This is a genomic window from Paraneptunicella aestuarii, from assembly GCF_019900845.1.
Lineage (GTDB): Bacteria > Pseudomonadota > Gammaproteobacteria > Enterobacterales > Alteromonadaceae > Paraneptunicella > Paraneptunicella aestuarii.
Map to the genome: position 1 here is coordinate 3667401 of NZ_CP074570.1, position 20752 is coordinate 3688152.

A 20752-nucleotide genomic window follows, 5' to 3' on the forward strand; every position below is an offset into this window, starting at 1 on the left:
GATAATGAGAACCTATGTTCCTGCTATTATTCCCTGCATGAACGATACTTAACGAATAAAATCACATACTCAATTTCAATAGACAAGCTCGTTTATAGATAACAATATGCACAAAAACATTTCACAGAACCTTAATAAACAAGCACCAAAAACATCAAAACTCTAAGTTATCGACCCATTCAAAGATTCCTTTAGCACTTTGTATTATATCAATTTATACTTTTATCAAGGTTAACAAAATTGACCCGGCGCCGCTTTGAGGTGAAAATTTTTTCATCTCAAAAATGGATTGTCGGTACATGGAAACCTTTCAAAAGAATCTGAATTTTCTGTCTCAACACCAACCGGAATTATTCAAAAAGTTTGTCAATTTTCGCCCTGTTAAACTTCTGTCCAACGCTTCTCTTGTCAACGATATCGAGCTGGACGGTGAGCCTTTTTATGGCATGGATGGTCGCATCGCCAGCGAGATGCAAGTAAAGCATTACTTTAACTTTCCCACACACTATTCACTGACGTACCGCTCACAACCGGGGAATGGTTTTCTTCATCAGGTTGTTATCAATAATCTTAATGAGAAAGCCAAACAATTGGGCTATAAGCCGAGAGCCAAGCCTTTGGTCAGCAACCTGCTCGCTTTAGGCAGTGGCTTAGGCTTTCAAATAGCCGCTCTGCAACAGCAACTCACCTTTGCCAATATCATTCTGGTGGAACCTGAAGATGAAATGTTGTTCCACTTTCTGCATTACACCGACATTGATAAGCTCAGTCAGCAATGCGCTCAACTCGGTGGAACCTTCAATATACTGCAACCCTCCAGTTATCAGGCATTCGCGGATATGACCGCTAATCTGGCTGAGCAAATCGGCTACAATGTGTTTGCCGAAATCAGCGTTTTTCGCCATTACGAAACCCCGCTTTTTGACAACATATTGGAAAACTTTAAAGACCTGAGAAATAGCTGGGTTTCGGCTTGGGGATTTATGGATGATGAATTGATTGGACTGCTGCACACACTGGATAATGCCAAAACCCACTCGTTTGTAGCCGACACAGATGCCACAGCAAACAAAAGTAAAACATTCATCCTCGTCGGGAATGGCCCGTCATTGGATAAGGATATTGATACGCTAAAAAAGTATCAGGATAAGTTCATCATAGTCAGTTGCGGCACGGCGTTAGCAACACTGATCCGCGCTGGTATTAAGCCCGATTTTCATGCCGAAATGGAGCGCAGTAACTTTACTCCCATCGTGCAAAACAAGTGGTTTACTCAAGAGTTTTGCGACAGTACCACCTTATTAGCGCTGAATACCGTTTCTTCAGCTATTACCCGTCAATTTTCCAGTTGTTTACTCTTTACCAAAGGGCAAGATGTCGGCGCTCATATACTGGAAAAGGCGGGTGAACATAAATTCACCCAGCTCTATTACTGCAACCCAACTGTTGCCAATTTCGCCCTGTCGGCAAGCTTGGCTATGGGCGCTGGGCGAATTGTGCTTTTAGGCTGTGATCTGGGGTTTAGAGAAACAGGCAAGCACCATGCGTCGGGTTCAGATTATTTTGAAGCAAATAGCAGGCTTGCCAATATCCAGCCCCATGCAGAAATGAAGGCCGTAGATAATCAAAACCGTGCGATAGCAACAACACGCATCCTCAACCTTGCCCGAAAAAATATGGAAAAGCTGGCAAGCAGTCATAACAACACCGAACTGATTAACTGTTCCAACGGCGTCAAAATTGCCGGGTTTCAATGGCAAAGCTTTGAAGCATTTGCCAATCAACATGCAAGAGAAGACAAAGAAACCAGCTTTACCCTTTCCCTGATCGATCTGGAATTTAAGCCACACCAGATACAACCTGTCATGCAACATTATATGGATACCGCAAACCATATCATCAGCATCCTCGAACAAGAATATAAAGAGCACCACATTCACAAGTTGTTCAATCAGGTAGCAAAGTATTTAACGCAAATAAAAGACTTACACCGCGCCGATATCTTTTTCTCCGGTATTACCAAATATTTCGCAGCATGTACTGCCGGACACCTTTCCCGAATCGCCTCAAACAAGAGGCAGGAATATTGTGATTTCGCCTTACAGGAAATCATCAATATGTTTCAAAGAGCGATAACCAAGCTCGATAATTTAACCAAGGAGAAGCAACTATGAAGTTTAATGTTAAATCTGCATTACCTTCTGCTGCTGTAGCAATGCTGGCAATATCAACTGTTGCAAAAGTTGATAAGGCATTATCTTTTAACGACATGGACAAGTGGGATGTTCCAACTCATACCAAAGCCTCCCCGGAACTCGACAACGCTTATTCCGCCAATGACAGCTTTGGGGCGTGTGATTCTTCCAGTTCATCCGACAGTTTTGGTGCTTGTGATTCTGCCGGCTCAGGTGATTCTTTCGGGGCTTCGGCTTTTGCGCCGTGCGACCCTCAAACCGGTATGGACAGCTATGGCACTTGTGGCGGCGGCACAGTTCAACATGCGGTATTCATTATTGAACGCGATTTTATCTCCGACAATAACTTCTCTGGCGAATACGTTACTGACACACTCTGCGTTAAATATGATCGCGATCAGATCATTGCTCAAGCATTAGGAGATCAGAACAGAACCTACCTGGCAACAGGTAAATATAACGCTACCAATGTTATTAGCATGACCCTCGTCTCAGATCCCAACGTTAAAGGTGATTTAATGGCGAATATGTATTTCTATGGGCCATATTGGGACGGTTATTGGAGAGGAACCTGGAATAATAGAAATGGCGAGGGTGATGTGCAAGCTCAGGTGCTCAATGGGAATTGGGCTTATTATTCCCATGGCTGTAGTTATGTTTTTGGTCATCACTAGCCAGGAAAATTCAGCCGTGAAAGAAAGTTAATCTTTCAATATACATCAGGCCATCATTTAACTTGATGGCCTTTTTAAGAAAATTGTCACTCATCAAGTAATTGTTCAAATCGCACTCGCGCAACACCATCCTCAGAGAGCATACCCGACACTTTCGGCATCACATTGTTAAACTTGTCGGCTAATGTCCAGGGCGGATTCACCACTATCATTCCCGATGCCGTCATACCCTTTTCCGATTCGGCTCTTACGCCCATTTCAAACAATTGCACATTGCGCATTGTCGACGCTTTAATTGATTGCTCCATGGCATCAGTGAATTCGCGATCCACCACCGGATACCAGAGCAAAATCATAGTTTGCGGCATCTTCTTGTAGGCTTTTTCCATCACATCAACAACGGTTTGGTAATCGCTTTTAATCTCATAAGAAGGGTCGATCAATGCAATCGCTCTACGGCTTTTATTGGGTAACAAGCCTAACAAACCTTGAAATCCGTCCTCATGCTTTACGTAACAAACACGTCGTTGTGCGCAATGACGCTGCAAATCGACGATAGTTTGAGGATGCATTTCGAACAGCCAGGCATGTTCACCTTCTCGTAGCATTCGTTTCACCAACATAGGAGACCCCGGATACTCACGCTGTTGTAAGTCCTCACTAACCAAGTCATGGTAATGCTCAAAATCTGGCAGGGTACTCCAGTCCAGCTTTAACACGCCCTGGTCACTTTCTGCGGTTTTACGCGCTTCCGTTGAATCCAGCGAATACATTCCGCCACCAGCGTGTGTGTCGATATAATCGAAGGGCTTGTCTTTTTTCTGAAGGTGGTGAATACACTCAACCAATATCCAATGCTTGATTACATCTGCGTGATTGCCAGCATGGTAACTGTGTTGATAACTGAGCATGAAAATGTCCTGATTAAAATCTGATTTAGCGCTTACATTTAGCACGATTGAGCACTTAGCTCTTGGCATTTAGCCGGGTTCATTGAACGGAGATAGTTTAATAGATACTAAACTCAGATGCTCAACTAAATCCTCTCCTTAACATTCAATTGAGCACCTAAAAACTTGTGAAAGTTACCGTGAAGGATCCACCTTATGGGCATTAGAGCCATTAACCCGGAACCAACCAGCAATAGAGTAACGATCAGCCTTTGCAGGCAACACTTCATGAGGAAATTCTTCACTCAGAAACACCACAACAGTACCCAGTTTCGGGGCAACATAAATTCCGTCGGCATCATCGTCGGAGCGATATAACACCAATTCACCACCATCTTGTTCTTGCCAATCAGGGTTCAAGTACACCACCATCGACAACACTCTGTTTGCCTCTCCCCGGAAGGCGTCATAATGGCGTTTATAAAAATCTCCTTTGCCATAATGAGCGAAATGGGTTTCATAGGAAAACAGTCCAAGGAACAAACGACGATTTACATATTGTTGGAACAGTGCACACCAGTTCAGCCAAGACAGCCCAATCTCGGATGCGCCGGTAATCCAGCAAATTTCGTCTCGGCGGATCACTTCGCTTTTTGTGAAATCGGTTTTACGACCAATACCGGCTTTCTGAAATTTCGCGGAACTCATTTCAAAAGCATAATCTTTCAGGCCAATAGCAAGAGCTTCCGGCAAGGCATTGGTTTGAATACTGAAGCCCTGGCTATGCAAATCTTGCACTATGCGTTCAAACAGGTCTTCAGATACAAGTTGTTCCAGAGGTAATGTGTCGCTCATTTATCGCCTTCGCAAAAATACAAAGCAATTTAACCTCACCGGCACAGTTAAGGTTATTGATAAAGTACGCCACACAACGGGGCAGGTAATATAGGTCAAAAACCAAGCTTGTTGTGGGCGATGCTTTATACTCTTGCCTTCGACAAACGGCAAGCAAAAACTAGTGGCGATGCAGGTAACGGATAAGGTATCTACTGGAAGGTGGCATATAGGTATTTCCACTTCGATCCCGGCACATCTGCCCACCAATCAAGGCTCGATGCCCATCCCAAAAACCTTCTTTTTGTACACCCCAGCAGTGATTGGGCAAATCACGATAACCCGCACTATAAACGGCTAAATTGGGCAGATTAATGACGATATTTCCTTGCTCTTCCCAATGCTGCCAATGCCCTCGCCGTTCACGTTTTTTACGTTTATGTTTCCAGCCATCCTGTTCATACCAACCATCATAATCATGCCAGTCTCCGGTTGCATGTTCCTCGCAATAATGTTTAGCCTGATACTGATTGTTCTGATACCGAGAAGAATACCGATGCTGCTTATGTGATTTATGTTTTCTTTCTTGTTTATCACCTATTTCAATGACGATATTGGCGTCATCAAAATCCCAGTTTACACCCGCAAATGCTTGATTGGTGCATGCCATTATCAGTAATGTCGATAACAGCAAATGTAGGTTTTTCATAGCTCGTCCTCTTAAATCTGAAGAAAAAACGTCACGAGAAAACAGGTTTTCAGTATTAAAGTGAGCGAATGAATTGTTCCTTAACTTATTTTTAACAGGTTTTCATATTCGAAAAACCGGGTTAGTATCCGAGTTTCTTCTCTAGACCTTATAACAGGCGCTATGAACAAATTCCTATTGCTGTTTTTCCTTATGTTGAACCTGTCTGGATGCGTGGCCGTTACGGCTGTATCAACAGCGGTAAGCGTTACTACGACCGTTATTGGCGGAGCGGTAGACGTTGTCGATGCAGTCACACCCGATATCATTGATGACGAGGATGAAGAGGAAGAGAACGAAGAAGATAGCTCGGATGCTCACGAAAATTAACGTAAGCACCCGTTGGACATGAAACCTAAACTCTAAATCGGTTCGCTACTTCATTAAGCGACCGAGACACACCAGACAACTCATTCGCCGCAGAGCGAGTCTCTTTACTGGTATCCCTAACCGCCGTACTGGCAGCTTCTATTTCATCAACACTGGAGCGCATTGCACTGGCATTCGCTTTAATATCCTGAGCCAAATTCGCTAAATCGTGGTTCTCGTTGCTTAAGGCTTCAACAGTATTGGTAATTTCACCCAGCGAAACCACGGTTGATTCAGCCAACGCAACGGATTCATTTGCCTTCGCTTTATTGGAATCCATCGTTGTTACCGTTGAAGAGATGGAAGAAACGATGGTATCCAGAATCTTGTTGATCTCATGGGTCGAGTCATGAGTTCGAGAAGCCAGAGTACGAACTTCATCTGCCACAACGGCAAAGCCTCGACCAGATTCCCCGGCACGAGCCGCTTCAATCGCAGCGTTCAATGCCAGAAGATTGGTTTGCTCTGCAATTTCAGCAATGGTTTTCACCACTGAACCGACTTTATCGCCGGCATTTTTCAAACTCAGCAACATTTCAGCCGACCTTTCAACATCACTGGCAAGCACAGAAATACTGTTAGAGGTTTTTGACACATTCTCTGCTCCCTGCTTCACCTGCTGAGCACCAGTACGAGCCATTTCTGAAGCGCTTAAAGAGCGGTTAGCACTCACTTCAATGCAATTTTCCAAGACTTCAATTTTATTGAACAGTTCTGAAACCTGCTTAAAGAAAGTTAAGACTTGATCGTCAGATAACCGGGCTGACATATTCAGCTTTTCTACCGATGACAACATAGCGGATGCCGAGTGCTGAATTTCCATATTCCCTTCACGAAACGCAACCAATAGCTGGTTAACACTGCTGGCAGCATCACTAATTTCATCATTGGTATCAACAAGGATATTCTGGCGTAAGTCTTTCGCAACCGCGACATCGTCCAATTGTTCAGACAAAGATTTGACAGGTTTAACAATACTGCGTTGTGAAAAGCCAAAGGCTAGTAACGTGATTAACGCAATGGCAACAACGCTGAATATAATCAGGCCGCGCATTAAGGCAATTTCATGGCTAATTTTGGCTGATGCATCTTCCGCCTGCTCACTCACCATGGACTTTACCTTATCCAGCTTGCTGCGAAACTGTTCGGAAGCACTCTGGATAATATTAAGCTGTTCGCGGGCGCCATCCCAATCGACACGTCCAGCCGACATAATCTGCTGTAACTTGCCTAACTCAGTCCAGACAGTCTCTTTCTCGGCTTTAAGCCCTAAAGACTTGGCAAAGGGTAACTGTTCCAATGAACGTATCAACTCATCCAGTTTTGCATCGTACTGCTCCACCTGCTGAGTAAACATTCCCTGCTCCAGTGAGGTGCTATACAAACCAAAAGCCGCAATTTGCATGGCACTTAAATTAGCTGTGGCATTTTCAGCGTTTCTTAATGCAGGTAAGGTTTTTTGAGCAAAATAGTCTTTTTGCTCGTTAATCGCAGTGGATTCCTGATACAGAAAAGTCGCAGTGATGATCAATAGCACCAAAATGGCAGAATAACCCAGCATGACTTTCTTGCTAATAGAATCAAAAATCGACATGAATGTACCTTCACTTTTAAGTTGAATTAACAATGTTTCGAAGCGCATTTTGTATAAGATGATGGGGCAGGAAAATAATAAGCTATCCGCCTAAATACGACCAGCAACACAATAGCCATCGACCTGCGTAAACTAGCATACTTAAACGATAAATCTACGGATTATTTTCCAATACTGATGATTCTTACAGACTGATGAATAAGCATACCATTTAGGCTGACATGGCTTTATCAATAGTCTCCATCAAGATATTTTTATCAATAGGTTTACTTACATGGAAAGCCATTCCAGCCTCTTGTGAGGCGCGTTTATCACTTTCGTAAGCATGAGCCGTGAGCGCTATAATAGGCACCGATAATTTCAATTTCGTCTTAATAATTTTGCTGGCCTGTAATCCATCCATTACTGGCATGTCCACATCCATCAAGACCAAATCAAAACAATCTTCCTGCACCGCTTGCACAGCCTCTTCCCCGTTACAAACATGCTTCACACTATGACCGTTTCCTTCCAACATATGTTTCACAATTTGTGCATTTATCTCATTATCTTCCACAACCAAAACTCGAAGCGCCCGTTTTTCGCCAGATTCGGGTTCTGCACGACCAAGCGCAACTTTCATGTCACGCGTGATAGCGTAAGGGTTAATGGGTTTGGTATAGAGTTTCCAGAATAAATTGGAGAAATGTGGCAATGAGTCCAACTCATCAGACGCCGCAGACACCATGATCAATTTAGGGCATTTACTACCTAACCTGGCCTGTAAAGCTCTGGCAACTTCAATGCCATCCATTCCTGGCATATGCAGGTCGATGAATACGGCAAAATAGTGGCTAATGTCCTTCTCCTGACGCAAAAACTCTTCTCCCGATAGGAAAATATCCGTTTCCATATTCACCTGGCGCAAGATTAATTGCATATAGCGACAACTGGTGTCCAGATCGTCAATCACCGCACAATGCAGAGTGTCGTCAGCACCCGAAGGAGGATGCAATACAACTTTATTGTCAGGTTGTCCTAGTGGTATCTGAACGTAAAAGGTTGAACCTGCATCTTCTTCACTTTCAACCCAAATACCTCCCCCCAACAGTTCGGCTAACTCTTTACAAATCGACAACCCAATGCCTGTTCCACCATATTGTCGGGTGCGGGAGTTATCAACCTGATTAAAGCGTTGAAATATATCGTCCAGTTTTTCCGGGCTAATACCAATGCCGGTATCCTGAACCACCAGCTCTAACATCAACCCCTTATCCACTTTAACACCAGCGGTTACAGTAATGCTGCCGCTGCTGGTAAACTTCACCGCATTATTGAGCAAATTATTGATGATCTGGGATAACCGGGTGGAATCGGCGCGTACCCAAACAGGTAAGTCGGTATTAGCCACAAATCGAAATTTAAGATTTTTGCGTTCACAGGTTATGGCAAAAGGAGACAAACAACTATCAAGCACCACTGGCAACTCAAAGTCGTGTTCTTCCAGTTCGGTTTTACCTGACTCAATTTTGGCAATATCCAAAATGTCGTTCACTATGCTCAGCAGATGTTTTCCAGCCTGATGCGCCTTAAAAATAAACTCTTTGCGCTTTTCATCATTCAGTTCAGATTCGGCTAATTCCAACATCCCCAACGTACCGTTCAGAGGGGTGCGCAACTCATGGCTCATGTTGGCAAGAAATTCTGTTTTGGCAATCGTTGCCCTTTCGGCAGCTTCTTTAAGTAAAATGGCATTTTTACGTTCATCTTCCAATTCATCGGTACGACGCAAAATGCTCTCTTCCATCGGTTTAAAAATGAAGATGGCTTCCATTACCAAAACCAGCATAATAAGGCACCATGCCGCAGAGCCTACAAATTGCAACATTTCCACAGAAGAAGCTGTTTCTGACTCAAACTGACTGACTACAGCATCCAAATCCATCAACAAAGCCTCAATATGCTCTGAATTAAAAACGTAGGATTTGCTCGCCTCTCTATTTCCCTCAGCAACATTACGCGCCACTTGAATATATTCCTGAACCCGCTCATGAAGGCTGGGGGCGCCCAGAAATAATAAATCTCGTAGCTCGGGGGATAAATGCAGCGCTTCTTCTGGACTTGTCGCGCCATCAGTGATGGTCTTATGGTTTAACTCAAAACGGGTAATAGCAGAACGTAATGCTCCCAGGGTTTGTTCTTCGGATTCAGAAAAGTTCTCCAAGATATGAACTTGCAGTGCAATTTTTTGTGACAGCATCCGTTGCATACCTGAAATATTCACAACATAGGCATCATCATATTGTTCAGTCAATATTTTAGCGACCCACAAGCCCGTCAAGGTGACAATAAAGGCTATAAATGCCAGTGCCAATAGATACCGCTGTCGAATGCCTTTGCCTAGTACACTTTCAATCATAGTTGCGCCCGTTTTATATTCCTCTTCCGATAATCATTTAAGAAACCATACGTAAATAGCCATGCTCCAAAAAGACTAAGTAAGTTTCCTGAACCTTTACAATTGTGCCTGACAGTCTAGAGTTAACTATAGCTAATAAAATGAGTTTTTCTGCATTTGGTTCCGCCTTTAGTCGAGATTCAAAACCTGAATATTTACAAACAAAATATACTTCAAAATAAGATTTTGACTTCGACAAGAAAACTATCCAGAATTAACTTTTTCGTAACAATTTCACCTTATTATTGGCGACAATCAAAGCAATTAGAGTGAAATAAGTTACTCTTATTGAAACTCGCATGAGAGAAAATAACTCATGAAAAAATCAGATACTCGCTACATTAGTCGTTTGACTAAAGACACGCTAGCCATTGTATTAGCTGGAGGAAGAGGCAGCAGACTGCACGAATTAACCAGCCTGCGCTCCAAACCGGCAGTTCATTTTGGTGGCAAATTCCGCATCATTGATTTCCCTTTATCCAACTGCATCAATTCTGGCATCAGGAAAATAGGCGTTGTCACTCAGTACAAGGCTCATTCTCTAATCCGACACTTGGTAAGGGGGTGGGGACATTTTAAAAATGAATTAGGGGAATTCATTGAGATTCTTCCTGCGTCACAGCAAATATCAAATGATTGGTATCAAGGCACAGCCGATTCTCTTTACCAGAATTTAGGGTTTATCCAGACACTGGCTCCCAAGTACATTATGATATTGGCGGGTGATCAGGTGTACCAAATGGATTATGGCGACATGCTGGCTGAACATGTGCAAAGTGGTGCCGACTTAAGTGTTGCCTGCATCGAAGTTCCTGTTGAACAAGCCGCTGGCGCGTTTGGAGTGATGACAGTAAATGAAGATGGCAGAATCACCGCTTTTGAGGAAAAACCCCCGCATCCAAAAGAATTAACCGATAAACCCGGCTATACCCTGGCCTCAATGGGTAATTATATATTCAACACTGAGTTTCTGATTGAGCAACTCCTGGCTGACGCAGAAAAGCAGGACTCCTGCCACGATTTCGGCGCTAACATCATCCCTTCCAGCATTGCTGATTTTAATGTTCACGGATTTCGTTTTCGAGACAGAAAAGATGATGGTCAGGATAAAATGCCGTACTGGCGTGACGTCGGTACTTTGGACTCATTTTGGGAAGCCAATATGGATTTGGTGGCGCCCGATCCAGAACTCAACATTTATGATCGCAGCTGGCCAATTTGGACTTATCAGGAACAGCTTCCCCCAGCAAAATTTGTCTTCAACAATGAGGAAAGAAGAGGGCAAGCTGTGGATTCAATGGTTTCCGGCGGTTGCATCGTATCAGGTGGCAAAGTCTCTCATTCAGTATTATTCTCCAATGTCCGCGTTAACTCTTACTCGGAAGTAAACTCTTCAGTATTGCTTCCCAACGTAGTGGTTGGTCGCCATGCCCGCATTCAAAACGCTATCATTGACAGCGCCAGTATCATACCTGAGCATATGGAAATAGGATTTGATGCTGAATACGACAAAGCCCGAGGATTTAGAATTACCGATAAAGGAACTGTGTTAGTGACCCAACAAATGTTGACAAAATATAAGGAGAAGTTGGCAAGCTCGCTCTAACGCTTTCAATCGAATATCAGGGGCTGCTGCACTTGCGTCAATACTAAGCGGCAATAAATAGCAGAACAGCCCCTAAAAACCACCCGTGGATTGATTTGAGATCGTAAAGGTCTACAATGCCAATAATATCCTGTTGTTGGTTAATTAACCTCAGCTGCGCATAAGAAAGCGTTTTGAGTCGGTTATTTTTAGCGACTTCTTCGTTAAGTTTACTTGCAATAGTCTCACTATTGACGCGTATACTCGCCTGGAATTCACTAAAAGTAACGTTCCTCAAAATATTCTAGTGACATATCTGGGCTCATATGATCAATAACCGTTTGAAATATATTGAGTTTCATATTGCTATTGTTCGCTTTCTTATGCGCAGCTGAGGTTAAATATCTAAAATGAACGTCGTTATTAATTTTTGGGAACTCTTCACTCAATCAGCCCCCTGGCTGATGTTAGGCTATCTCATGGCCGGGCTAATTAACGTTTACCTGCCAGAATCCTGGCTGCAAAAACAGCTTGGACAACACTCATTCTGGCATTCAGTAAAAGCGGCATTTATTGGCGCACCACTACCTCTTTGCTCCTGTGGCGTCATACCAACTGCTTTAGGTTTACGCAGACGCGGCGCTTCGAAAAATGCAACCGCCTCGTTCATGGTTGCCACACCCGAAACGGGCGTTGATTCTATTGCGATGACCTACGCCCTTTTAGGGCCTTTAATGGCAATTGCCCGCCCCATAGCCGCAATATTCAGCGCTATTTTAGCAGGTGAAGCCGTTCGCATGGTGACTCAACCAGAAACAGCTCCCCAAGAGCCCCCAAAACCGTCCTGTTGCGGAGGCAAAAAAGCTCAGGAAGAACCCAATGATCTAATGAAAATATTTAACTTTTCATTCGGTAAGCTACTGGCCGACACGGTTAATTGGCTGCTTATTGGCTTGTTATTCGCAGCTTTGGTCAAAACCTACATTCCCGAATCGGCCATTGCCGAATGGGGAGATAGTATGCTGACAATGGTGATCATGATCCTGATCAGCATTCCCATGTATATTTGCGCCACCGCTTCAACGCCTGTCGCTGCAGGAATGTTATTGGCAGGGGTATCGCCGGGAAGCATTCTGGTATTCATGCTAACCGGCCCCGCCACCAATATCGCGACACTGGGCGCGCTGGCGAGCGAGCTGGGGAAAAAAGCCATGGCGGCTTATCTGTTTGGTGTCATTGTTGGAGCTGTTATCGCAGGTTTGGCACTGGATGCCTTTATCGCCATGACAGCACTTGAGGCCGCTGTGAAAGTACAAATGCACGAGCATGAAAGTATGTGGCTATATCAAACAAGCGCCGTGGTATTGTCACTACTAATGCTACGTCACTATGTAAAATGGGTGATGAATAAATTGCAATCTGAAGAGGCCGTCTCTCATCATCATTGAAGACAGTATCACCAAAAACAGTAACCTGAATGTGAAGATATTTGGCGCCTCGGCTTAATGATGTGAAAAATTCAGTAAAACGTAAAAGCGGCGCCAAACACCTTATTCTGAAGAATCTTTAAACGAATAGCGCTTCCATCTTGCCTGCAAGTTTGAAATCCAGTTCGCTGATCCCGCCAGCATCGTGGGTTGTCAAATTCACTTCAACACGGTTGTATACGTTAAACCATTCAGGGTGATGCTTAAGTTTCTCAGCCCAAATAGCAATTTGAGTCATCCAGCCAAAAGCGCGAATGAAACTCTTAAACTTGAATTCTTTGTAGAGTTTACCGTCTCGAATTTCCCACTTAGCTTCCAACCCTTCATTTAAACTGGCTAAAGCAGATTGTATTGACTCTTCGCTTAGTTTTTCAGCCATATTTATTCCTCAATATATTTCATTAAGAGCCGCCTCTAAGCGTATGAGGCGAACAAAAAGTTCACAAGGGGCATACTGATAAAAATTAATACCTAAAAATCCAGGCCCAGTATGATAAAAATGCAGTGGGATCTTGGAGTTATAATAATGAAATAGCAATAGAACCAAACACCATTGCCTAAATTTTGATGGAATACAGCTTTTACAATATGGTAGATAACATCCCTGTTATGGGGGGGATCGTCCTTAAACCTGTCGCTGTTTTGCTCGTTTTATACTTCTCCAACAAGTTCAATGAACATCTATTTAGCGAAGATAACAGCAAGAACAATGATCCCGGCGGCACTAAAGGCAACATAAGGCCGACATCACATGAAAAGTCCTTTAATCAGACAAACTAAATAACCGGCTCAAAACGCTTTCTTATGCGTAACTGAGGCTAAATAACAAGGCTTTCCGCAATTTTTGATGACTTTGAGGCAATATTTCTCTCACAAAGAGAACCTTCATACCCATTAATGACTTCATAAGCGACATCCAGATCACCAAACTCCTCAATTAAATAACCGCTGTAGCGCTGCTTCACAGCCAGTTGGTCTGCTTCCAAGCTCAACCGTAACCAGGTTTTCAGTAACGGATAAGGAATACTGGAATATTTGAAACCATGTTCATCGCCCATAACCCACTCCAATGATATCTGTCGCTGATTAAGTGGAGCAATTATAGGTTATTTAGTTTACCTTTAAAATGATTTTTTAGGCATTGTATAATCTCACATACGCAAGGCAATAAATTGGTTAAAAATGAACCTTTTACTCTACTTTTATTCCTACAAAATAGCTGCTAAAGTGAGCAAATATTTACTCATCCTTATTGATGCCTAAATCGCCGTTTGATAGTGGTTTTTAAGCTCGTGAAATCGTTCAAAAAGCACCACAGAAGTGCTTTGAACTCATGAGAAAATTACTCTTCATAAGCTGGAAAAATATAAATTATTATTTTTTAGTAAGTTACAAATGTATCTTTGCGTTAAAAGATCTGGATAAATAAGCTTGATAGCCAAGAATTTTCAGGGACTATCACTAAAATCCGTTCCAATTTGAAGTGAACAATAAATAGACAATAGAAACTGGGCAGCATTCAGGCAGTGAGACTGAAAATTCCATAACAACGCCTTTCTTGTTGAATTTTCTAGTAAAGCAATAAATCTCAATTGTTCTTACAGATTGGAATATTAACCATATGAGACAAAAAACTGTTTTATACAGTCAGGAAAAAACATGCGTTTAATTTACGCCTTACCCATCACCTATTTAGCAGGACTGTTACTTGTCAGTTCACCCGCCCATTCAGCCCATTCGCTAGACGACAACTGGGAAGTAACCGGATTTGGCACTATAGGATTCGCTCAAACTGACAAATATCAAGACAGAACCCTTCGACGTAATGTTTACCAAGACAGTAGAAAACTCCGGGACGATCCCTTCCTGACCGATTCCCGCTTTGGCTTACAAGTGCATGGGACTATTTCAGACCACTGGGAAATCACAGGCCAAGTCATCGCTCGCTACCAAATAGCCAGAAATCCCGAAGATTACATTCGCTTCCTGTTTATGCGTTATCGTCTTGATAACGAATGGCAACTAGCGCTAGGTCGCCAGCCTTTCGACCTGTTTTTCCTTTCCGATCATCGTGACGTAGGCTATTCCTATGATTGGGTACGCCCACCTACAGAATTATATGGTTTTATTCCTTACGACTCGTTTGATGGCATTAAAGTCACCAAAGAATGGGGAACCTTTGATAGCGCCTGGAGCTGGAATGCATCCATCGGCAACATCAAATCCAAATTTGAAAGTGGTGCCACCATCGAAGATGAGCAGAATGAAACCACAACGGCCAAACCCATTTACGGCACAGAAATCAATTGGCAATCAGACACTTGGCAAATTCGCGCCAATATGGCTTTGTTAAAATTTCGTCAGGAAATTGATAGCGAAGAAAACCTGCGTCAACTCATGGAAAGTATCACACCTTTCTGGCCAGACTTTAAACGGGTAATTGGCGATTTTGTTAAAGACACAACTCTGAGATATGGTGCGATTGGCGCATCATGGCAGGACAATGGCTGGAAAATTCAAACTGAATTCAGCATCCTCGACGCGGACTTCGTGAACTTCAATGGCGAAAGAGCCTACTTCCATGTAGCACACAGATTCCAAAACTGGTTGCCATTCGTCACATTAGGTTATGCTCACGACAGTAACTCACACAAATACACTCCACCACCTCAGGGCTCTGGGTTAGATACCCTGTACGAAGATGTACAAGAGGAAGTAATAAGTTTTCGTCATAACCAACACAGCGTAAGTGTTGGCGTTAGATGGGATTTTGCACGCCAAAAAGCCCTGAAAACACAATGCGATCGTTTTTTCTTCAAGGAAAACTCCGGCAGTTTGCATGTTAGAGTCGATGAAAAATACCGACAAAATGAAACCAAGACCTGGTGTTCAATTTCTTTTGATTGGGTGTTCTAACAATGCAGCGAATCCTTATTTTAATCATTTGGTTATTCTCTGCATTTGCAGTGCAACCCCAAGCCAATGAAGTTCAGCACGAACCTTCATGGCTGGTTGTTGTCAATAGCAATTCAGGGCTAACCAGTTTGTCGCAAGAGCAGGTCATCAGCCTGTTTCTAGGGCGAACACAGTTTTTGCCTACTGGCTCCAAAGCCAAGCCCTTTGACTTCCCGATAGAATCAAACAATCGCGCTAGTTTTTATGAAGCCTTAACAGGCAAAAATATCGCCGACATTGATGCTTACTGGGCTCGCTTACGCTACTCGGGTAGAGCGTCACCGCCCTTACCTCTTAGCAATAGCGAAGAGATCATCAAGCGACTTCGGGAACAAGATTCAGCAATCGCCTATTTACCCGCAGAGTATGCCAGCAGTCTTGATGAATTAGGACTAAAAGCGGTACTGACAATGAGGTACAACTAATGCGCTTTCGACATTTGCAGCACTATATTTTTATGATCATGTTTTGCTGCGCCTCTTTGTTGTCCGTCGCATTTAGTATTCTTGGCTTTCACATGATCCAGAATGATGTGACCAAAGAAAGCCATCAACTCACCCAAAACCTGATGGCCGCAGTTAAGGGAACAGCAACGGCTGCGGTTTTCTCCAACAATGAAGCCGTAGGCCAGGACGTTATTGATGGCTTGCTCAGTAATAACGTCGTTTATTCCGCTAAACTCATCGGCTATTCAGACGACAATATTGAAGGTCTATCGCTAAAAGGTATTAACGAGAAAGGTCACAGCTCTTTTGAACCCATTATTGTCAAGATATCCTCACCCTTTGATGACCGCAAAATATTGGGTGAACTCATCGCTCAGCCAAACGAGGAATGGGTGCAAAAAGCATCTGTAGACGCCTCGTTCACGATGACGATGAGCCTTATTATCGTTATCTTCTCATCCTGTATGCTCACTGCTTATTTGCTGAAATTATTTATTTCACGGCCATTGGTCGATGTAGTTGAGCAGTTAAAAAAGATCCGCCCAGGCAGCAAAGCCAGATTGACGCTCCCCCCCCATTTGAAAACCAACGAAATCGGTTCTCTGGTTGCCGGGTTTAACAACATGTTACGTCGCATCAACAAAGCCATGTTGGTCGAGCGCGGTTTGCGAAGAGACATGGAAGAAGTGCAGGTCAAACTGGAAAAAGCCAAAGAACAAGCGGAATATGCAACCGAGGCGAAAAGTAACTTCCTAGCCACTATGAGCCATGAGATTCGTACCCCCATGAACTCAATTCTCGGGTTTGTCGAATTAGCACTGGAAGACGCCAATATAGGCAAGGAAACCCGTCGTCAATTACAAATTGCTCACAACTCCGCCAATTTCCTCCTGCAACTAATCAACGACATATTAGATGTCAGTAAAATTGAAAGTGGCAAGTTAGAACTGGAACAGCGTCCTTTCGACCTCACAAATTTATTAAGAGAAATTAGTGATTTAATGGAAATTAAGGCTAGGGAAAAGAGCCTGAAACTGAATTTAAGATGTCCCACACTGGACAACCCTCAGTATATCGGCGACCCATTCCGATTAAAGCAAATTCTCATCAACCTTGTGGGTAACGCCATTAAATTCACATCCGAAGGGAAAGTGGAATTAGAGCTTGTAAAACAAGGGGATAACACCTTCAAATTCTCTGTTTGTGATACGGGAATTGGTATTGCAGATGACAAAATTCATCAGATACTCAAGCCTTTCACACAAGTTGACGCTTCCATCACTCGCCAATTCGGCGGTACAGGATTGGGCACAACCATTTCCGCCGAGCTGGTACAAATGATGGGCGGTGAGCTGCATATATCCAGTAAGCTGGGCATGGGGAGCTGCTTTTATTTCTATATCGATCTATTGCCAGATGAAAGTGCTCCAGCCCCCACCCCAAGGCCGCAAGCAGACCATTCAACGCCTCGTTCACCAACAGTAGATACCCCTCTAAATATTCTCCTGGTTGATGACGTAGTTGAAAACACGACACTTGCCAAAATTCGTCTGGAAAAGGAAGGTCATCAGGTATCGACCGCATTAACTGGCGAGGAAGCGACCGAAGCCACTCAACGGCAACTATTCGACATGGTATTGATGGATATTCAGATGCCGGATATGGACGGATACGAGGCTGCTGAAATCATTCGCAACCAAAATGAACACAACAAACACATGCCCATTATTGCCCTGACCGCGAATGTCATGAGTGACGACATCATAAAGGCGAAAAAGGCTGGCATGGACGAATATGTGGGTAAACCGATCAACTTCCCGCTACTGTTTGAAAAAATCCGCACACTGACAAGCCAAAGCTCAGGTGAAGAAACTCAAATAATAGAGCAGGTAATTGATGAAAATGTTGAAAGTATTGCCTTAATTGACTTTCAACAAGGTATTGATACCTGGCAAGACGAAACCGCCTACTACGGCGCATTGCACAACTTCGCCAACAACTACAGTGATATCTTCTGGGATATCAAGTTTCATGTGGATGAATACCAATATCGAGAAGCAGAATTGTTGCTGCACAAGCTGAGAGGCGTATCAGGTAACTTAAGCTTAAACAGGCTACATCAGTTCACCAAACCGCTGGAGAAGGCATTGGACAATAACAAGGAAGAGGAAATTAAAACCCTGTTAAAGTCCTTTATGCTCACCATTAATGAAACCCTCAGAGCCATTGGTACGCTCCCCATGCCGAGCCAAAGTGACACCAAATTTAATGCTGAATTTAAACGCAATAAAAGCCTATGCGTAAAACCGCTTGTAGCCGTGCTCGAAGCATGTATGCAACATGATCCCGATGCATCTGAAGAAGCCATCAAGGACATGAAGCAATATATCGAATCCAACAAAATCATTGATATTGATAAATGTATTCAAAATTTCGATTTTGAAGGCGCAGTTGAACTACTGAATGAATTGGCCGATGAACTGGGATTGGAGTTGACTGAACAATGAGTACAGAAAACACTGAAAAACAATGGCGGATACTGGTTGTCGATGATGAACCGAATAACTTGCAGCTGTTGCGACAACTGCTAAAAAACCAGTATCACATATCCCTTGCCACCAGCGGACATCAAGCGCTTGAAGTAGCAGAAAAAGTCAAACCAGACCTGATCTTACTCGACATCATGATGCCGGGGATCGACGGATATGAAACTTGCACACAGTTCAAGTCGAACCCCGAAACGGCAGCCATTCCAGTGATTTTTGTCAGTGCAAAATCAGAAGTGCTCGACGAACGCCGAGGCTTTGACGTCGGTGCAGTAGATTACATTACCAAACCTGTGTCGGGCCCGATTGTTCATGCTCGTATCGCTACCCATTTGGCGCTATACGACCAGCAACGTACATTTGAAACCCTACTACTGCAACGCACAAAAGAACTGGCGGAAAGCCAGAAAGCCGCTATTCATATGCTTGGGGAAGCCGGTCACTACAATGACGAAGACACTGGCGTTCACATCTGGCGCATGGCAGCCTATGCCGAAGCCATCGCGCGAAAAGCAGGTTGGCATGTGAAAAAAGCTCGTCAATTACAATTCGCCGCACCGATGCACGATACGGGCAAAATAGGGATCCCCGATGCCATATTAAAGAAACCCGGAAAACTCACGCCTGAAGAGTGGGTTATCATGCGCAAGCATACCGAAATTGGGTATGGCATTTTAGTTAAAAGTGATACCCCACTCTTTAAAATGGCCGCAGATATTTCCCTCTATCATCATGAAAAATGGGATGGCTCTGGCTACCCACAAGGGCTGTCCGGTGAACGAATACCTGAATCGGCACGTATCGTCGCACTTGCGGACGTGTTTGATGCACTGACGATGGAACGCCCCTATAAGAAGGCTTGGTCAGTAGAAGAGGCTTTCGCCGAAATAGAACGTTGTCGAGGCCAGCATTTTGATCCCGTCTTGACCGACCATTTTCTGGAAATCAAAGATGAAATACTGGCAATAAAGGACACATGGGATACCGCTGAAGCGAAAATGCGAGAATCAGGACAAACCTTTTTAACCGTGTAGAAGTTTGAATTGCGCCAACAGATTGACTTATCAGCAGCTTATGCCAAGCTGACACAACGATGGTAGATATTTTTACAGCACACTCTGCCGCTGTGAATATCTCTAAAACTCAAGGAAAAGGACTACTAGCATGACACTACACAGACACACCGTCCACAAAGCGTTCACTCAATCGGTCAGGATAACTGCCACATTGGTTTTACTCGGGCTATTCAGTAGCCACAGCCATGCAGGTGCCGCCAAAGTCGCAACCGAAATAGCCACAGAATTTGCCGAGCTATTTGCCAAAAAGAGTGCCGATGACGTCGCACAACTTGGCAAGTATGCCGACGAGGCAGCCGATCTTGCCCTACTACGTAAACTAAACGTTAAGCCCGGCACTTACTCTGACGAATTAATGGATATTTATCGGAAAAACGGCACCGACTTACCCATTGAAGAAGTGAACAACCACTTAAGAAAACGCACGTTGGGCTTAGCGCCTCTTGGCAGTATCGACCCTCAAACAGGTTTACATGCCCCATACGGCGATGAATTTCAGGAAATCTCTTATCATTATCTGGACAAAAACCTGACAGAACGCTCAATAGGCGTCTCTGATGAAGCCACGCCATCCGGCACTCGCATGCTGACTTACAAGAACAGGGAAGTGACAAGTGAGTGTTCTAAAAGAGCGGAGTGGGACAAGATATATTCAATGGCAGAAAATCTTAAAAAACGCTATACCAACCTGAAAGAAGAGAATGTCACCAGCACCATGGTTGATATCGCCAATGAGATACTAAACCTCATTCCCGGCAAATTCCTGATGATTCGAGAAGACAAATATCTGATTGATATTAAATCGCCCAATATCTGTGGCGCTTCATTTAAAATCTCTCGTAAAGGCTTTGAAATCAAGCTTGCCAAAAAAGGCGCGGGCTACGCGACTATCGAGCATAATTTTTAAGTAATGGCT

Annotated in this window: 18 protein-coding genes; 11 read left to right on the top strand and 7 right to left on the bottom strand. The window is 43.7% G+C overall.

Features of this window, described 5'->3' with window-relative positions:
• The first annotated feature begins 299 nt into the window (after positions 1-299).
• Both KIH87_RS13980 and KIH87_RS13985 read left to right on the top strand, forming a co-directional pair.
• Positions 300-2174 carry a motility associated factor glycosyltransferase family protein gene (locus KIH87_RS13980; protein WP_232358476.1) on the top strand — a complete coding sequence of 625 codons (1875 nt, stop codon included), beginning with the start codon at positions 300-302 and terminating at the stop codon, positions 2172-2174.
• Positions 2171-2869, top strand: coding sequence for a hypothetical protein (locus tag KIH87_RS13985; RefSeq protein WP_232358477.1), 699 nt, complete (start codon positions 2171-2173; stop codon positions 2867-2869). Before KIH87_RS13980 ends, KIH87_RS13985 begins: the two co-directional genes overlap by 4 nt.
• Positions 2870-2955: 86 nt before the next feature.
• Here KIH87_RS13985 and KIH87_RS13990 read toward each other — a convergent pair whose 3' ends face one another.
• From KIH87_RS13990 to KIH87_RS14000, 3 genes are all read right to left on the bottom strand, one after another.
• A complete protein-coding gene (locus KIH87_RS13990; protein ID WP_232358478.1) occupies positions 2956-3780 on the bottom strand; it encodes a 23S rRNA (adenine(2030)-N(6))-methyltransferase RlmJ in 825 nt (274 codons plus the stop codon).
• A gap of 174 nt (positions 3781-3954) precedes the next feature.
• Complete coding sequence (locus KIH87_RS13995) at positions 3955-4614, bottom strand: 2OG-Fe(II) oxygenase (protein WP_232358479.1); 660 nt, start codon at positions 4612-4614, stop codon at positions 3955-3957.
• 160 nt (positions 4615-4774) lie between these two features.
• Positions 4775-5302, bottom strand: a complete 528-nt coding sequence (locus tag KIH87_RS14000; protein WP_232358480.1) for a hypothetical protein — start codon at positions 5300-5302, stop codon at positions 4775-4777.
• 162 nt (positions 5303-5464) lie between these two features.
• Between KIH87_RS14000 and KIH87_RS14005 the strand changes: the two genes are divergently transcribed.
• A complete protein-coding gene (locus tag KIH87_RS14005; RefSeq protein ID WP_232358481.1) occupies positions 5465-5671 on the top strand; it encodes an NF038104 family lipoprotein in 207 nt (68 codons plus the stop codon).
• 25 nt (positions 5672-5696) lie between these two features.
• Here KIH87_RS14005 and KIH87_RS14010 read toward each other — a convergent pair whose 3' ends face one another.
• Together KIH87_RS14010 and KIH87_RS14015 are read right to left on the bottom strand one after the other, a co-directional pair.
• Complete coding sequence (locus KIH87_RS14010) at positions 5697-7304, bottom strand: methyl-accepting chemotaxis protein (RefSeq protein ID WP_232358482.1); 1608 nt, start codon at positions 7302-7304, stop codon at positions 5697-5699.
• A 211-nt stretch (positions 7305-7515) separates the two neighbouring features.
• Positions 7516-9702, bottom strand: a complete 2187-nt coding sequence (locus tag KIH87_RS14015; RefSeq protein ID WP_232358483.1) for a response regulator — start codon at positions 9700-9702, stop codon at positions 7516-7518.
• A 355-nt stretch (positions 9703-10057) separates the two neighbouring features.
• Here KIH87_RS14015 and glgC point away from each other — a divergent pair, with 355 nt between their 5' ends.
• Positions 10058-11347 (top strand): glucose-1-phosphate adenylyltransferase, encoded by a 1290-nt coding sequence (gene glgC, locus KIH87_RS14020; protein ID WP_232358484.1) that lies wholly within the window; start codon positions 10058-10060, stop codon positions 11345-11347.
• Positions 11348-11736: 389 nt separating this feature from the next.
• Positions 11737-12774: an SO_0444 family Cu/Zn efflux transporter gene (locus KIH87_RS14025; RefSeq protein ID WP_232358485.1), complete on the top strand. Its 1038-nt coding sequence runs from the start codon at positions 11737-11739 to the stop codon at positions 12772-12774.
• Positions 12775-12892: 118 nt separating this feature from the next.
• On the opposite strand, the gene KIH87_RS14030 is transcribed toward KIH87_RS14025, so the two are convergent.
• On the bottom strand, positions 12893-13192 hold the full coding sequence (locus KIH87_RS14030) for a 4a-hydroxytetrahydrobiopterin dehydratase (protein ID WP_232358486.1): 300 nt from the start codon (positions 13190-13192) through the stop codon (positions 12893-12895).
• Positions 13193-13401: 209 nt separating this feature from the next.
• On the opposite strand from KIH87_RS14030, the gene KIH87_RS14035 reads away from it, so the two are divergent.
• Positions 13402-13593 carry a hypothetical protein gene (locus KIH87_RS14035; RefSeq protein ID WP_232358487.1) on the top strand — a complete coding sequence of 64 codons (192 nt, stop codon included), beginning with the start codon at positions 13402-13404 and terminating at the stop codon, positions 13591-13593.
• Positions 13594-13631: 38 nt separating this feature from the next.
• Here the strand turns inward: KIH87_RS14035 and KIH87_RS14040 are convergent, their stop codons facing one another.
• Positions 13632-13871 carry a hypothetical protein gene (locus KIH87_RS14040; protein WP_232358488.1) on the bottom strand — a complete coding sequence of 80 codons (240 nt, stop codon included), beginning with the start codon at positions 13869-13871 and terminating at the stop codon, positions 13632-13634.
• Between the two features lie 601 nt (positions 13872-14472).
• Between KIH87_RS14040 and KIH87_RS14045 the strand changes: the two genes are divergently transcribed.
• The 5 genes from KIH87_RS14045 to KIH87_RS14065 all read left to right on the top strand — a co-directional run bounded on the left by KIH87_RS14045 (position 14473) and on the right by KIH87_RS14065 (position 20743).
• Positions 14473-15729 carry a hypothetical protein gene (locus KIH87_RS14045; protein ID WP_232358489.1) on the top strand — a complete coding sequence of 419 codons (1257 nt, stop codon included), beginning with the start codon at positions 14473-14475 and terminating at the stop codon, positions 15727-15729.
• A gap of 2 nt (positions 15730-15731) precedes the next feature.
• Positions 15732-16193: a hypothetical protein gene (locus KIH87_RS14050; RefSeq protein WP_232358490.1), complete on the top strand. Its 462-nt coding sequence runs from the start codon at positions 15732-15734 to the stop codon at positions 16191-16193.
• Complete coding sequence (locus KIH87_RS14055) at positions 16193-18721, top strand: ATP-binding protein (protein ID WP_232358491.1); 2529 nt, start codon at positions 16193-16195, stop codon at positions 18719-18721. Before KIH87_RS14050 ends, KIH87_RS14055 begins: the two co-directional genes overlap by 1 nt.
• The gene (locus KIH87_RS14060) at positions 18718-19794 is read left to right on the top strand and encodes an HD domain-containing phosphohydrolase (protein ID WP_232358492.1); all 1077 of its coding nucleotides are present in this window, start codon (positions 18718-18720) and stop codon (positions 19792-19794) included. Before KIH87_RS14055 ends, KIH87_RS14060 begins: the two co-directional genes overlap by 4 nt.
• Before the next feature lie 130 nt (positions 19795-19924).
• Entirely contained in the window at positions 19925-20743 is an 819-nt protein-coding gene (locus tag KIH87_RS14065) for a hypothetical protein (protein ID WP_232358493.1), read from the top strand.
• Positions 20744-20752 lie beyond the last annotated feature (9 nt).